The sequence below is a fragment of the Actinomycetota bacterium genome (assembly GCA_030682655.1).
Lineage (GTDB): Bacteria > Actinomycetota > Coriobacteriia > Anaerosomatales > JAUXNU01 > JAUXNU01.
The window spans coordinates 24,063-38,086 of the sequence record JAUXNU010000112.1; the positions used below are offsets into that span (position 1 = coordinate 24,063).

General features: G+C 64.5%; 13 protein-coding genes. 10 read left to right on the forward strand and 3 right to left on the reverse strand.

Going from position 1 to position 14,024, the window contains the following annotated elements; translation table 11 throughout:
• Positions 1-80 precede the first annotated feature (80 nt).
• Genes Q8K99_06520 through Q8K99_06565 form a run of 10 tightly spaced genes read left to right on the forward strand, consistent with a single transcriptional unit; the run spans position 81 to position 8,944 of the window.
• A complete protein-coding gene (locus tag Q8K99_06520) occupies positions 81-386 on the forward strand; it encodes a hypothetical protein (GenBank protein ID MDP2182205.1) in 306 nt (101 codons plus the stop codon).
• A 7-nt stretch (positions 387-393) separates the two neighbouring features.
• The gene (locus Q8K99_06525) at positions 394-2,385 is read left to right on the forward strand and encodes a V-type ATP synthase subunit I (protein MDP2182206.1); all 1,992 of its coding nucleotides are present in this window, start codon (positions 394-396) and stop codon (positions 2,383-2,385) included.
• Positions 2,382-2,870 (forward strand): V-type ATP synthase subunit K, encoded by a 489-nt coding sequence (locus tag Q8K99_06530; GenBank protein ID MDP2182207.1) that lies wholly within the window; start codon positions 2,382-2,384, stop codon positions 2,868-2,870. The genes Q8K99_06525 and Q8K99_06530 overlap by 4 nt, the downstream gene beginning before the upstream one ends.
• A gap of 8 nt (positions 2,871-2,878) precedes the next feature.
• Entirely contained in the window at positions 2,879-3,463 is a 585-nt protein-coding gene (locus Q8K99_06535; protein MDP2182208.1) for a hypothetical protein, read from the forward strand.
• 3 nt (positions 3,464-3,466) lie between these two features.
• Positions 3,467-4,462, forward strand: a complete 996-nt coding sequence (locus tag Q8K99_06540) for a V-type ATPase subunit (GenBank protein ID MDP2182209.1) — start codon at positions 3,467-3,469, stop codon at positions 4,460-4,462.
• Positions 4,462-4,794: a V-type ATP synthase subunit F gene (locus tag Q8K99_06545; protein ID MDP2182210.1), complete on the forward strand. Its 333-nt coding sequence runs from the start codon at positions 4,462-4,464 to the stop codon at positions 4,792-4,794. The genes Q8K99_06540 and Q8K99_06545 overlap by 1 nt, the downstream gene beginning before the upstream one ends.
• A gap of 4 nt (positions 4,795-4,798) precedes the next feature.
• Positions 4,799-6,664, forward strand: a complete 1,866-nt coding sequence (locus Q8K99_06550; GenBank protein MDP2182211.1) for a V-type ATP synthase subunit A — start codon at positions 4,799-4,801, stop codon at positions 6,662-6,664.
• Entirely contained in the window at positions 6,665-8,110 is a 1,446-nt protein-coding gene (locus Q8K99_06555; GenBank protein MDP2182212.1) for a V-type ATP synthase subunit B, read from the forward strand. It begins immediately after the preceding gene.
• Complete coding sequence (locus Q8K99_06560; protein ID MDP2182213.1) at positions 8,107-8,298, forward strand: hypothetical protein; 192 nt, start codon at positions 8,107-8,109, stop codon at positions 8,296-8,298. Before Q8K99_06555 ends, Q8K99_06560 begins: the two co-directional genes overlap by 4 nt.
• 1 nt (position 8,299) lies before the next feature.
• Entirely contained in the window at positions 8,300-8,944 is a 645-nt protein-coding gene (locus tag Q8K99_06565; protein MDP2182214.1) for a V-type ATP synthase subunit D, read from the forward strand.
• A gap of 276 nt (positions 8,945-9,220) precedes the next feature.
• On the opposite strand, the gene Q8K99_06570 is transcribed toward Q8K99_06565, so the two are convergent.
• From Q8K99_06570 to Q8K99_06580, 3 genes are all read right to left on the reverse strand, one after another.
• Positions 9,221-9,688 carry a cyclic nucleotide-binding domain-containing protein gene (locus Q8K99_06570; protein MDP2182215.1) on the reverse strand — a complete coding sequence of 156 codons (468 nt, stop codon included), beginning with the start codon at positions 9,686-9,688 and terminating at the stop codon, positions 9,221-9,223.
• A 69-nt stretch (positions 9,689-9,757) separates the two neighbouring features.
• Positions 9,758-12,496: a complex I subunit 5 family protein gene (locus Q8K99_06575; GenBank protein ID MDP2182216.1), complete on the reverse strand. Its 2,739-nt coding sequence runs from the start codon at positions 12,494-12,496 to the stop codon at positions 9,758-9,760.
• A gap of 30 nt (positions 12,497-12,526) precedes the next feature.
• Complete coding sequence (locus Q8K99_06580; GenBank protein MDP2182217.1) at positions 12,527-14,017, reverse strand: proton-conducting transporter membrane subunit; 1,491 nt, start codon at positions 14,015-14,017, stop codon at positions 12,527-12,529.
• Between the last annotated feature and the right edge of the window lie 7 nt (positions 14,018-14,024).

A 14,024-nucleotide genomic window follows, 5' to 3' on the forward strand; every position in this document is an offset into this window, starting at 1 on the left:
CGCCGCGTCCCACAGCCCTGCATGTTGAATGATAGAATCGGGTCGTTGTCGCGCACACCCCAGGGGAGGCCGGATACCGCATGGAAAAGCTAGAGCAGATAATGCGGGCCGAAGAGTCCGCTCGTAGGGCGCTCGCGGACGCCACTGCGCGCGCAAGGGAGATTCGCAAGCAAGCTCTCGCCGAAGCGGACTTGGTTCTCGCGTCGGGAGCTCGAGAGGCCGCCGACGCCGCCGGCGCGGTACGCGCACGCATTCTTCGCGAAGCCGACGCGCAGGCAGCGACCGTCGAGCGCGACGCAGAGTCCGAGCTCGGCGCCTTGGTGAAGGCGGCAGAGACCCGGCTCGACAGCGCTGTGTCTGCCGTCGCCGACAGTCTGGTCGGGTGACGCGCGAGTGGCCATTGCCCGAATGCTCAAGGTCGAGGTCATCGCCCACGGAGATGTCATCGACGAGGCCGTCGAGCGGCTTCAGCGCGTCGGGGTCCTCGAGATCGTTCGAGCTGAGATCGACGACGAGCGCGTCACACCGTTCGTGCCCGATGAGCGCAGGCTCAACGAACTCGACGAGCAGATAGCCCGCGCCCAGTTCGTGCGCGATTTCCTTGGCAGGTATCACACGCCGGACATCGCGTTCGCATCCTTCATTGCCGAGAAGATCCACATCGCCGAGGACGACTTCGATCGCCTCGAGACGGATCCGGAGTTCAACTCGCTTTACCGTGAGTGCAACAGCATCGCCGCGCGCCTCGCCGACATCGAGCGCGAGCGGGCGCGCGAGCGGGCACTTGCCGAGGAGCTCGAGCCCTGGCGCGAGCTGCACCTGCAGATCAGCCAGTGGAAGGGCACGGGGCACGTCCGCCTGTTCACCGGCGTCGTTCCCGCGGCCCAGTCTGCGGCCATCCGGCAGAGCCTCCGAGACGCCGTCGACGAGGTCACCGTGGCCGAGGTCGGTGCAGCCGGCGACCGCGAAGCGTGGATCGTGATGGCGCACCGCGGCAGGTTCGAAGAGGTCCGTTCGCAGCTCGCGCTCACGGAGTTCACGGAGGTCACGTTCCCCGGACTCGAGAACTACCCGACCGAGGAGATCCACCGCATCGGGGAGCACCTCGACCATCTTGCGAAAGAGGAGGAGGGCCTCCGCGCACGCGCGCAAGAGCTCGAGTCCCGCCACGCTCATGCCCGCGCACTCGTGGAGGCGCTGCTCAGCCAGCGTGAGGCGGAATCGGTGCGGTCGGACTTCCACGCGACGGATCGCGCGTTCGTGGTGACCGGCTGGTTGCCCGAGGCGCGCAAGAGCACGCTTGTCGAAGCGCTCGCTCCGATCGGCTCCGACCTCGACATCGACTTCTCGAAGCCGACCGCAGACGACCTCGTGCCGGTCGAGCTCACCAACCCGTGGTTCATACGACCCTTCGAGGTGCTCACTGACCTCTACGGACGTCCTGCGTACGGGGCCGTCGATCCTACGCCGCTGCTCGCGGGCTTCTTCTTCCTGTTCTTCGGGATGTGCCTGGGGGATGTGGGATACGGCATCGCGCTGGCAGTAGCCGCTTACCTCATGAAGACCAAGCTCGACGTTGCCCCCGGCGTCAAGAAGTTCATGGATCTGCTCATCGCTGGCGGCATCTCGTCGGTTCTCGTGGGCGTGGCGACCCGGAGCTACTTTGCTCTTACGGTCGAAGAGCTTCCGGCGTTCTTGCGCTATACGCCGCTGATCGATCCGCTCGACGACATCATCACGCTTCTTGTCGTGTCCATCGCTATCGGCGTCGTGCACGTGCTCCTTGGCGTGTTCGTGAACGTGTACCTGCAGGTGAAGGCCGGGGCGTGGATGGACGCCGTGCAGGACGACATCTCGACCGTTCTGTTGCTGATTGCGCTCGGGCTCACGGCTGCTACGGGACAGGTCGCCTTCCTGGGATGGGGGGCGGTTGTCGCGGTAGTGCTGAAGGGCCACATCCTGGAGCGGCTGTTCGTGGACCGCGCGCCCGTTCGCGCACTGATAGGGATAGGCAGTGGTTTGCTGGGAATCTACGGTCTCACGGGCTTCATGTCGGACTTCTTGTCCTACTCGCGACTGGCCGCTCTCGGGCTCTCGAGCCTACTCGTAGGCCAGGTGATGAACTTGCTTGCCGGCATGGTCTCCGGAGCGCCGTGGGGACTCGGATTCCTCGCAGCCGCTCTCATCCTGATCGTTGGCCACACGTTCAACTTGGTCATCAATCTCCTTGGCTCATTCGTGCATCCTGCACGTCTGCAGTTCGTCGAGTTCTTCAGCAAGTTCTACGAGGCCGGAGGGCGGGTCTACAAGCCGTTCTCACGGCAACGCGCATTGTTGGTGCTCCACCCGGGGACGGGTGAGCAGGAAGGAGGGTCCCCCCAGTGAAGGACTTCGTTCTTGGGATGGGCGGCGCCGAGTGGGCGCTGTTCGGTGCCGCACTCGCTGTCATTGGCGGCGGGGTCGGGTCGTCGATCGGCATCACGTCGATCAGCAACACGGCCACGGGCATCATCTCGGAGGAGCCGGGCAAGTTCGGCAAGCTGCTGCCGTTGGCGGCAATGCCGGGTACCCAGGGCATCTACGGCTTCATCACGGGATTGCTCGTGCTGATCTTCTTCAACTTCTTCGAGGGTATCCCGGACCTATCTGCAAGCGAAGGCATCCGCATCTTCTTCGCGTGCTTGCCGGTCGCATTCGTATGCATGGTGTCCGCCATCTACCAAGGCGCGACAGCCGTGGGCTCAGCGGGAATGGTCGCGCGTCGCGACGAGGATGCAGGCAAGTCGCTCATCTTCCCCGCGCTCGTCGAGACCTACGCGGTGCTCTCGCTTATCGTCACCGTGCTCATGCTCATCACCCTCTCGAGTTAGGTAGCGCCGTGGCACTCGCTGACATACTCAAGCGCATCGACCGCGATGCCGAGGACGAGGCCAACGACGTTCTGTTGACCGCGGAGCGCGAGGCCCAGCGGCTGCATGCCGAGGCGGAGGCTACCGTTGTTGCCGATCACGAGCGTGAAGTCGCGCATGCACAGGCGGTAGCCCAAGACGACGCTCGCACCCGCATCGCAGGCGCTCGCCTGCGTGGGCGCGACCGGGTCCTTGGCGAGAAACGCGTGCTCATCGATCGGGTGCTGCATCGTTCGGTCGAGAGCATCGAGAAGCTGGCCGATGACCGCTACGCTACGCTCCATGCACGTGAGGTCGCGCGTGCGACTCGCGGTGGCGAGCGGATCTTGGTCGCGGAGGCGGATGGTCCGCGCTTGAACGCCACGCTTCCCGCTGCGCTGGCGGCTGTCGGTGTCGACGCGGAGCTGTCGGGAACGACGGGCGATATCGCGCACGGCGTGCTCCTCCAGGGCGAGCGCATGCGCATGGAGATATCGCCTGCCGCGATGGTGGACGCGCGTCGTGCAGAGCTGGAGGCCCTCGTGTCGAAGCATCTCTTCGGAGGTGACGTGTAGCCCGTGGCCCGCACGCGCGTCATAGCCGATCCGATCAGATATGGCTTCGCGGTCGGCCGCGTCCGCGTTCTCGAGACGAGGTTGCTGAGCCGGTCTCACTTCGAGCGTCTGCTCGACGCCCCCTCCTTCGTCGAGCAGAAGCGCGTGTTGTCCGAGACCGTCTACGGGGGCTATCTCGAGTCGGCGACGACCGCGGACGACGTGGAGCGTGCGGTTGATCACGCACTAGCCGATGTCTACGAGGACTTCCTCGAGAGCGCGAACCTCCCGGCAAGCATGGTCAAGTTCTTCCGCACGCAGCACGATTTCGAGAACCTGCGCGGCATGCTCAAAGCGGAGGCTGTGGGCATCCCAGCCGATGACCTCCTCAACGACCTGGGAAGCATACCTGCCGAGGACTTCCTGTCGGGGAATCTTCCGCAGCGGCTCGCGAAGATCGAGCGCCGCGTGCGTGCGAAGATCGAGCGCGACGACGAGACGCTGCCGGTCGACCTCGTGGATCCCGCCGTTGATGCCGAGATGTACGTGGAGATGTGCGAGGTGGCGGGAGAGTCCACGAGCGAGCACATACGTGAGATTGCGCAACTGGGGTCCGATTTGGCCAACATCAAGGCATTCCTTCGCACGCGGTCACGCAACATGCCCGTGGCCGAGGCCGAACGGTTCTTCGTACCGTGTGGCCATGTGCCTATCGCGAGGTTCATCGCGCTGTACCGGCTGCCGCTTGCCGATGCCGCTGCGCAACTGGCAGCGTTGCCGGCCCTGAGAGTCGCGGACCCGGCGGCGCTGCTGGATCCCGGTCGCGTCGACGTGCTGGTCGACGTTGCACTCGCGCGCGCACTGCGCGGCGCGCTCATGGTTGCGATCGGCCCCGAGCCGGTCATCGGGTATGTGTACGCGCGACGCGCTGAAGCATCGATGCTGCGAATGCTGCTCATTGGCAAGTTGTCCGGCGTGAGAACCGACGTGCTGCGCGCCCGGCTAAGGGACGTGGCCTGATGTCTGCATCGGCGCAGATCGCCGTTGTGGGAGACGGAACGAGTGTGGCGGGGTTTCGCCCGCTGGGCTTCACGGTGTTTGCGGTGCGTGAGGCCGCCGACGCGCGTGGCCTGTGGCGAGACCTCTCGAGCGGGAAGTACGCGGTGGTGTTCGTGACAGAGCCCGTGTGGGATGCCATCTCGGACCTCGCAGCTGAGGTGCTCGACAAGGCGGTTCCCGCCGTGACGGTGATTCCGGGGGCGGGCAGTCCCGGAGGACTTGGACAGAAGAGACTCGATCGCGCCATCGAGCGCGCACTTGGAACGACGGTACTGATCCGGGAAGAGGACTGAGTTCATGGAGCAAGGGAAAATCGTCAAGGTCGCCGGACCGCTCGTTGTCGCCGAAGGGCTCTTGCGCTCCAGGATGTACGACCTGGTACGCGTAGGGGACGAGGGTCTCATGGGCGAGATCATCGAGATGCGTGGTGACCGGTGCTCGATACAGGTGTACGAGGAGACCGAGGGCCTCGGCCCCGGTGACCCGGTCGAGTCGACCGGCGCTCCGCTGTCGGTCGAGCTCGGGCCGGGCATGCTCGGAGCGGTTTACGACGGCGTCCAGCGCCCCCTCGACGCGCTCGAGGCGACGGTCGGCGCCTTCCTGAAGCGCGGCATCAGCGCCCCGGGTCTGGACCGCGAGAAGAAGTGGACCTTCCACGCGACGGCCAAAGCCGGCGACACGGTCTCCGAGGGTGACGTGATCGGCATCGTGCAGGAAAACGAGGTCATCACGCACCGGATCATGGTGCCGATCGGTCTGTCGGGCAGGGTTCAGCATATCGAGAGCGGCACGTACACGGTCGAACAGCCGGTGGCGCACCTGCTCGCCGGTGAGAAGGGCGAAGTCGATCTCACGATGATGCAGACCTGGCCGGTGCGTGTTCCTCGGCCATACAAGAAGAAGCTGTCGGTCGCCGAGCCGCTTGTGACCGGCACTCGCGTCATCGATACGTTCTTCCCGCTCATGAAGGGCGGCGTTGCGTGCATTCCGGGCCCGTTCGGCGCCGGCAAGACGGTCACGCAGCACCAGATCGCCAAGTGGAGCAACGCAGAGGTGGTCGTCTTCATCGGCTGCGGTGAGCGCGGCAACGAGATGACCGACGTGCTCATGGAGTTCCCCGAACTGATCGACCCGTATTCCGGCGAGCCGCTGATGAAGCGCACGGTGCTCGTAGCGAACACCTCCAACATGCCCGTGGCGGCACGTGAGGCAAGCGTCTACACGGGTATCACGATGGCCGAGTACTTCCGCGACATGGGCTACAACGTCGTGTTGCAGGCCGACTCGACGTCGCGCTGGGCCGAGGCCATGCGCGAGATATCCGGTCGACTCGAAGAGATGCCCGGCGAGGAGGGCTTCCCGGCCTATCTCGGCACCAAGCTGGCGGCGTTCTACGAGCGGGCCGGCAAGGTCTCCACTCTCGGCGGCGCGCTGCCGCCGGGCAGCGTCTCGGTCGAGGAGGCGGCATCGGAGAAGTCCGTCGGCGACGTGGCGGAACCTGCGGCCAGGGAGGGTGAAGAGGATCACGAGCGCGTCGGTTCGGTGTCAGTCGTCGGCTCGGTCTCTCCTCCGGGAGGGGACCTTTCCGAGCCCGTCGTGCAGAACACCCTGCGCGTCGTGAAGGTCTTCTGGGCGCTGGAAGACCGTCTCGCGTATGAGCGCCACTTCCCCGCGATCTCGTGGCTCACGAGCTACTCGCTCTATCTTGACAAGATCACGCCCTACTGGCGCGAACATGTCGGGCCTGAGTTCCGGCTCCGCCGCGACCGCTGTATGGAGATTCTGCAGCGCGAAAGCGAGCTGGTCGAGATCGCCCGTCTCGTCGGCGTAGAAGCGCTCTCCGTCGAGGAGCAGCTGCTCATGGAGACCGCGAAGTCCATTCGCGAGGACTTCCTCCAGCAGAACGCGTTCCGCGACGACGACCAGTTCACATCGCTGGCCAAGCAGAACAACCTGCTCCAGATGATCCTGCTGTTCCACGAGAAGGCGCTCGAGGCCGTGCGAAACGGAGCCTTGCTCAAAGACATCTTCGCCGCGCCGGTCCGCGAACGCATCACGCGGGCGAAGTACCTGACCGAGGAAGATGCGGGAGTATTTGCCGAGATCGCCTCCGACATCGAGACGCAGCTTGTCGCCGAGGGTGTCGAGGAGGGAGTCCGCTAGATGGAACGCGAGTACATGACAACACGCGACATCGTCGGCCCGCTACTGCTGGTCGAGGACGTAGAAGGCGTCACTTACGGAGAGCTTGTCGAGCTCGACTTCCCGGACGGGACTCACTCGCTCGGGAACGTGCTCGAGGTGAACGGCGACGTCGCTCTCGTGCAGGCGTTCCAGGGCACACAGGGCTCGAATCCGAGCGAGACAAAAGTGCGCTTCCTTGGCCGGGGCATGACGCTTGGCGTGTCGCGCGACATGCTGGGCCGCGTGTTCGACGGCCTCGGTCGCCCGCGCGATGGCGGCCCCGAGATCCTGCCCGACGTGCGGCTCTCGATCCACGGCGCGCCGATCAATCCGACCGCGCGAGACTTCCCTGACGACTTCATCCAGACAGGCGTCTCTTCGATCGACGGACTCAACCCGCTCGTGCGCGGGCAGAAGCTGCCGATCTTCTCGGCCTCGGGCCTTCCGCACAACCAGCTGGCGGCGCAGATCGCGCGCCAGGCAGCCGTTCTCCAGCGGTCCGACGACCCGACGAAAGTCGGTGCCAAGATGGAGGGCGAGTTCGCGGTCGTCTTTGCGGCCATGGGAATCACGTTCGAGGACGCCGACTTCTTCTCGAGCGAGCTGCGCAACACCGCGGCCATCGAGCGCGCGGTGCTCTTCCTGAACCTCGCGGACGACCCGGCCGTCGAGCGTATCGCGACCCCGCGCATGGCGCTCACCGCAGCCGAGTACCTCGCGTACGAGTGCGACATGCACGTGCTCGTCATTCTCACCGACATGACCTACTACTGCGAGGCGCTGCGGGAGGTCTCTGCCGCGCGCAAGGAGGTCCCCGGTCGTCGCGGGTATCCCGGCTATCTCTACACCGACCTCGCGACGCTGTATGAGCGTGCCGGCCGCATCAAGGGGCGCAAGGGCTCCATCACGCAGATCCCGATCCTGTCGATGCCCGAGGACGACAAGACGCACCCCATCCCCGACCTGACCGGCTACATCACCGAGGGCCAGATCATCCTCGATCGCAACCTGCACCGCCGTGGCGTCTACCCGCCGGTCGCAGTCCTGCCGTCGCTGTCTCGTCTCAAGCAGAAGGGCATCGGCCCGGGCAAGACGCGAGAGGACCACGCGGACCTCAGCAACCAGCTGTTTGGCGCCTACGCCCGTGGCATCCAGGCCAAGGAGCTCGCAATCATCCTCGGCGAAGCAGCTCTGTCCGAGTCGGACAAGGCGTTCGTTGCGTTCGCCGATGCATTCGAAGATCGCTTCATCCGGCAGGGCGAGCACGAGGAGCGCACCGTCGAGGAGACCCTTGCGATCGGCTGGGAGCTCGTTGCGCTGCTGCCTCGCAGCGAAGTCAAGCGCATCAAGGACGAGTTCGTCGAGAAGTACCTGCCCGTCGACGAGCTGGCAGAAGAGCCGGTCGCCGAGGAGGTCAGTGCGTGACGCTGGCGCCCTGGATAGCGCTCTTTGTGCTCGTTGCGCTGCTCGGCGCGATGCAGGTCGTAGGCGTGCGCGCTCTCGAAGCGTGGGGCGTGCAGCCCTCGCGGGCAGTCGTGGCGCTTCGTGCGGTGAACTTCATGGCCGTGGTCGTGGTGGTCGCATACGCCGTGTGGTGGAAGGTGGCGAGGTAGCGTGGCGCAGTTGCGGGTGAACCCCAACCGCATGGAGCTGCTCAAGCTCAGGCGTCGCCGCGCCGTGGCCGAACGAGGACACAAGCTGCTCAAAGACAAGCTTGACGAGCTCATGAAGGAGTTCCTTGGCAGGATCGGCCAGAGCCGCAAGGTGCGCGGAGCGGTCGAACGCGAGCTGGCGGGCGCTTACGGCATGTTCGCCATCGCGCGCGCAGAGGCAGGACGGGCGAACCTGGCGCAGGCGCTTTCCGCCGGACAGCCGGTGGGTCTTGTCGATGTCGTCGAGCGCAATGTCATGAGTGTTCGCATCCCGCACTACACTCCGCTTCCCATGCCGCAGCCGGGCGGCTACTCGCTCGTCGCGACGCCGGTGGTGCTCGACGCAGCGCTCGATTCTTTGGCCGAGGTCGCGCCAAGGCTGATCGATCTTGCCGAGCGCGAGAAGGCGATCGAACTGCTCGCCGCCGAGATCGAGACCACGCGCCGACGCGTGAACGCGCTCGAGCACGTTCTGATCCCGCAGCTGGCCGAGGCCATCCGGGACATCGGCATGAAGCTGGAAGAGGCGGAGCGAGGCAACCTGACGCGGCTGATGAAGGTCAAGGACATCATCGCTGCCCAGGAGGCCCGTGGGGCAGACCGATAGGCTCTCGTACGCTTGCACGCCGGAGCCGTCGGGCCGCCAAGGAAGGGGATCCATGTCACGCCGCCTCACTGTGACGAAGGCCACAACGCAAAGAGCTAAAGCCCCCCTCTGAGCTGGCCGATAAAGCTATTGTCAGGATTCAAATGAGCCTCCTGACTTAGGGATTCGCTCCTCACCGTGGCGCCCCTCCACCAATCGGAGCTGATTCCGTCTCCGGACCCCGGCGTGTGAAGATCGCCGGGGTCCGAGCATTTCCCCTGGGCACGCGGAGTTGCCCTACGGCGTCGAGGCGAATGACTCGGGGTGGCGAAGCGCGCTCACCTCTGCGAAGACGTCCTCGGCCAGCTTCTCCCGAACGAGGAGCCGCTCGATGAGCGCGTCGGTCTTGCGAATCCGCTTGCTCATCCGCTCAAGGAACTGGAGTGCGATCTCCGGGTTCGCACGGATCCCCGCTTCGAGATCCTTGCGGGATACCTTCCGGAGCTGGACGTCGCCGACTGCGGTTGCAGTCGGCGAGCGACGCGCCACATCAAACAGCGCCATTTCGCCGAAGAACGCGCCGGGGCCGATCTCGGCCAGCGGAGTCACGATCTCTTCCGATTCGTGCGTCGCCGTGCGCGTACGCCGGATTCGCCCGGATTCGACAACGAACATGGAGCGGCCCGGTTCGTTCTCGGAGAAGACAACAGCGCCGTCTTCGAACTGCTTGATTCGTCCGACATCCTCAAACACTACTCTGTCCACTCGTACTCGGCTTCCGTACCCCAAGCAGGCGCTTCCTCTCGTCGGCAGTCGTGGCCGAAGAAGGCGCGCCTAGGTGATTCCCGCCATCGCCGTCAGGACGAAGACGAGCAGCATCGCAATCGCAATCCCGACGTTGAGACCGATGTCACGCACATAGCGCTGGATGGCGAGGCGGGCGCTCGCGAGGCGCCTGTTGTCCATGTGATCGTCGATTATCCAGGGGATGCGCTCCTGGATGATCGACTCGATCACGGTGGTGGCCGTGTCCGAGAGCCAGCCTCCCGCTCTCTCGATCTTGGTGAGGCCTCCTGCGCGGTAGGCCGATACGACTTCTTGGCTTGGAACGGCCTGGCCGACACGGTGCCCGAGCCGGGCTGCCGCGAGCGATCCGGCCTGGTAGGCGGATGCGACTTCCTCTCTTGGAACGGCCTGGCCGACACGGTGCCCGAGCCGGGCTGCCGCTTGCGATGCACTCCACGAAGGAATCGATTCGCGAATGAGCACATCGAATCTCTCTTTGGCCATGATGTCGTTCATCTCGCGAGCTATCTCGCGCAGGATGTTTTCGCCTCTCATGCGCCGTGGCGCGAGTTCGAGAGCGAGGTCGGTGACGGGTTGCCGCCACTTCTCCACGCGGATCATGGATTCGTTGAGTGCTACCCTGAGAGGCTCGATCCGACCGGTTCGGGCGAGCTCCGCCACCGCGTCGATTCGCTCGTCGAACAGCCGGGTGGCCATGTACATGGCGGTATCGCGGACCGAGTTCACGTACTGCTGCCGAAGCGCCTCGTCCATGTCGCGGGAGTTCTCGGCCTTCATGACGGCGGCATCGACGGCATGCCGCACGGTCTCGTGACGCTCACGCTCGATGATGACGTACGCGGTCTCGATGAACTGCTGGTGTCGGAGTCCCGGTGCCCCTGTTCCGAGCGTCACGATCACCCGCCGCCAGTTTCGCTGGATTCGCACGCCATAGCGGGAGGTCATACGCAGCGTGCGTATGATTGCCCTTGACATGAAGCCCGTGTATGCCTCGTAGGACTGGTTGGCCGAAACGCAGAAGGCCAGGAATGCCCTTGCCGTGCGGCGATACCAGTAGTCGATGCTGAGCCACGCCGGGAAGTGCGCGTGGAAGAGCCCGAAGCGTACACCGACGATCACCACCGTTGTGCCTATTGCGAACGCGATGAGCACAGCCATCAGGTCCCCGCCAGCGAACAGCACGAAGTGGTCCAGAATCTCAGAGTGCAGGCCCCATGTGTGCAGGCCGGGTGATATCACGCCCTTCAGCATCAGGTTCGGTGCGAGACCGAGGGCTACGATCGGTACCGCCAGTGCGCCCATCGCAACGAGCATCCGAGCAGGGGCGTCCTTCACGCCGGGGAACTCCTGCTTCGGTTTGCCAAGGAAGACGAACACGATGAGCTTGATGAACGAGGCCGCCGTTCCTCCGCAGGTGAGCACGAAGATCTTCTCGGCGACGGACAGCGCAGTAGCCTGTCTAGCCAGCCCCGTGGAGTGGGCCGCGTGCGCGAGGTGGGAGGCATGCTCGACCGCCTCGACGAGCCCATGGTGCAGGAGGGTCTTGCTGACGAAACCGTTGAACAGCGGCACGCCTGTGATGCCGCATGCCGCAATCAGCGTAAACAGAAACGTCAGCGGCATCTTTTTCCACAGTCCGCCGAGCTTGTACATGTTGAGCTCGTGCGTGCGGAAGTACACTGCTCCCACGCCAAGGAAGAGGCAGGCCTTGAATAGCGCGTGGTTGACGATGTGGTACAGCCCGCCAGCGAAGCCCATGGCCCCGTGCGCCCCAAGGTACCCGGCGACACCGATGCCGGTGATGATGAAGCCCATCTGACTCACGCTGTGATAGGCGAGCATCCGCTTCGCGTTCTCTTGCAGAAGCGCGAGCACCACACCGATGAACATCGTCGCGATGCCGATCCAGATGACGGCGAAGCCCAGCTGCGTCGTGAAGTGCCACAGCTCCTCGGCCACCTCTTCCATGATCGGAGGTCGGAACAGTGCTGTCACCACGCGGAAGATGCCGTACGCCCCTGCCTTGATCATGATGCCGGAGAGCAGAGCGCTGGCCGGAGAGGGGGCCACCGGATGCGCGTCAGGAAGCCAGACATGCACCGGCACGATACCCGCTTTGACTCCGAAACCTACGATCATGAGGATCGCAGCGGCCCACATGAGCAGCTCTTGCCCCTCCGCCATGGGCACGGGTCCCAGATGGCCGGTCGAGCCGAGCCCGAATGTGATGAAGATGCCAGCGACCAGGGCGAACCCGCCCATCACCGTCATCCAGAGGTACTTGGTCGAGGCCTTCAGGGCCTCCGGCGTCTCGGTGTGGACCACGAGCCAGTACGCGAGAAGGCCCAGGGCCTCGAAGAACAGATAGAGAGAGATGAGATCGCCGGCGAGCACCACGCCCATGTTTGCCCCGAGTACGGCCAGGTTGACCGTGAAGTACCGGTCGCGCTTCTGCTCGTGCTGCATGTAGGAGCCGGCATAAAGAGTCGATGCCATCCAGACGAACGACGTGAACAGCGCGAAGAACATCCCGAACGAGTCGACCTCGAAGGTGATGTGCCCGAGCAGCACCGGGATCTTCGAGCCGACTATGTGGTGCTCCGCCACAAGCGGTATGAGTGCTACCGAGCCAAGGAAGGTGAGGCCCGTGACGACAACGGCGAACCAGTTCCGCAGCGGCTCAGAGCGACGACCGAGAGGTCGCGCCAGCAGCGCCGCCGCGAACGGCAACGCGACAATCGCCGCCGGAATCGCGCTGTATGTCACGTGGCTCTCCACAAGATCCTCCTTTGGGGCCTACGGCAATGTCTCGGCGGCGAGCTTTGCGAGCGAGAGCGGTAGTCCGGGAGCCCACGCGAAGATTCCAAGGACGACGGTGAGTGCGGCTCCGGCCAGTAGCGGACCGAGCATCGTCCAGGGGGCTTCGAGTCGGGTCGTAGCCTCTGGGAGATCGCGCACGATCGGCGACGGCTCCTTCAGGTAGGCGGCGTAGACGATGGGAAGCAGGTACACGGCGGCAAGCAATGCCCCGCCAAGGAGCACCGCCAAGTACCAGGGCTTTTCCGCGTCGAGGATGCCGAGGCCCAGATACCACTTGCTTGTGAAGCCGGAGAGCGGCGGCGTGCCGATCATCGAGAGAGCTGTGAGAGTGAAGACGCCCATAGTGATGGGATGCTGCTTGGCGATTCCGGCCATCTCGCTCACCTTGTGAACGCCCGCCCGCTTTATCACGATGCCGACGCAGAAGAACAGCGTCGCCTTCATGAACGCGTGGTTGGCGATGTGGACCAAAGCGCCGGTCGTTGCGTTGACGCTCAGAAGCGATGCGCCGAAGATCACGTATCCCATTTGGCTGATGGTGGAGTAGGCGAGTCGACGTTTGAGGTTGTCCTGGGCTACGGCGAGCACGGCGGCGGTGATAATGGTCGCTGCGGCGATCAACCCCAGCGGGACCGCCACGCCGAGCTCCCTTAGCAGCGGGATGCCGAAGACGTTGTGAATCACCCGCAGGATGCCGAAGCTGCCGGCTGCCACCATGATTCCGGACAGGACCGCTGAGAAAGGTGCCGGAGCGGCGGGATGTGCGTCGGGTACCCACCCGTGCAACGGCATGAGGGCCGCCTTGACGCCGAAGCCCGCGATGAAGCACCAGAAGACGGCGAGCAATGCCGTCCTGCTGGACTTGGATGCGGCGAAGAACGCGGTGCGTCCGAACTCCTGCGAGTCGGCGAGGAAGTACGTTCCCATGATGGCGAGCAGCACGAAACCGCTGCCGATGATGATGTAGGTGATGTACTTCGTGCCGGCCGCCATCGCCTCGGGCGTCTGCTCGTGGACTACGAGCGGATAGGTGAGTATCGAGAACAGCTCGTAGAAGACCAGGAACGACAGCAGGTTGCCGGCAAAGGCGACACCAAAGGTCCAGGAAAGCGCCAGCATGAGGAAGGAGAAGTAGCGGTTCTTGCGGTGCCCGTCTGCCATGTACCCGATCGAGAAGACTACCGCCAGCAGCCATAGCACGCTCGCCGTGATCGCGAAGAGCACGCCGAGGGGGTCGACACGGAGGTGCATCCAGATGGTAGGCGTCATCTGGAACATGCGCATCCCGTATGTCTCGCCCTCGAGCGCTCCCGGTATGAGCAACGCCACGAGTCCGGTCACGAGTGTGACCACGAAGACCAGGCCGACCGCGCGAGCACGCTCCGAAATCCTCGACAGCGGAACGACGAGAGCTGCGCCGAGCATCGGCAAGAACACCACTGCGGGGAGTACTGCTGAGGGATTCATGAGCCCA

Coding starts and splice junctions, on each gene's coding strand:
- Q8K99_06520 (MDP2182205.1), top strand. CDS start 81: ATGGAAAAGCTAGAGCAGATAATGCGGGCCGAAGAGTCCGCTCGTAGG.
- Q8K99_06545 (MDP2182210.1), top strand. CDS start 4,462: ATGTCTGCATCGGCGCAGATCGCCGTTGTGGGAGACGGAACGAGTGTG.
- Q8K99_06550 (MDP2182211.1), top strand. CDS start 4,799: ATGGAGCAAGGGAAAATCGTCAAGGTCGCCGGACCGCTCGTTGTCGCC.
- Q8K99_06555 (MDP2182212.1), top strand. CDS start 6,665: ATGGAACGCGAGTACATGACAACACGCGACATCGTCGGCCCGCTACTG.
- Q8K99_06580 (MDP2182217.1), bottom strand. CDS start 14,017: ATGAATCCCTCAGCAGTACTCCCCGCAGTGGTGTTCTTGCCGATGCTC.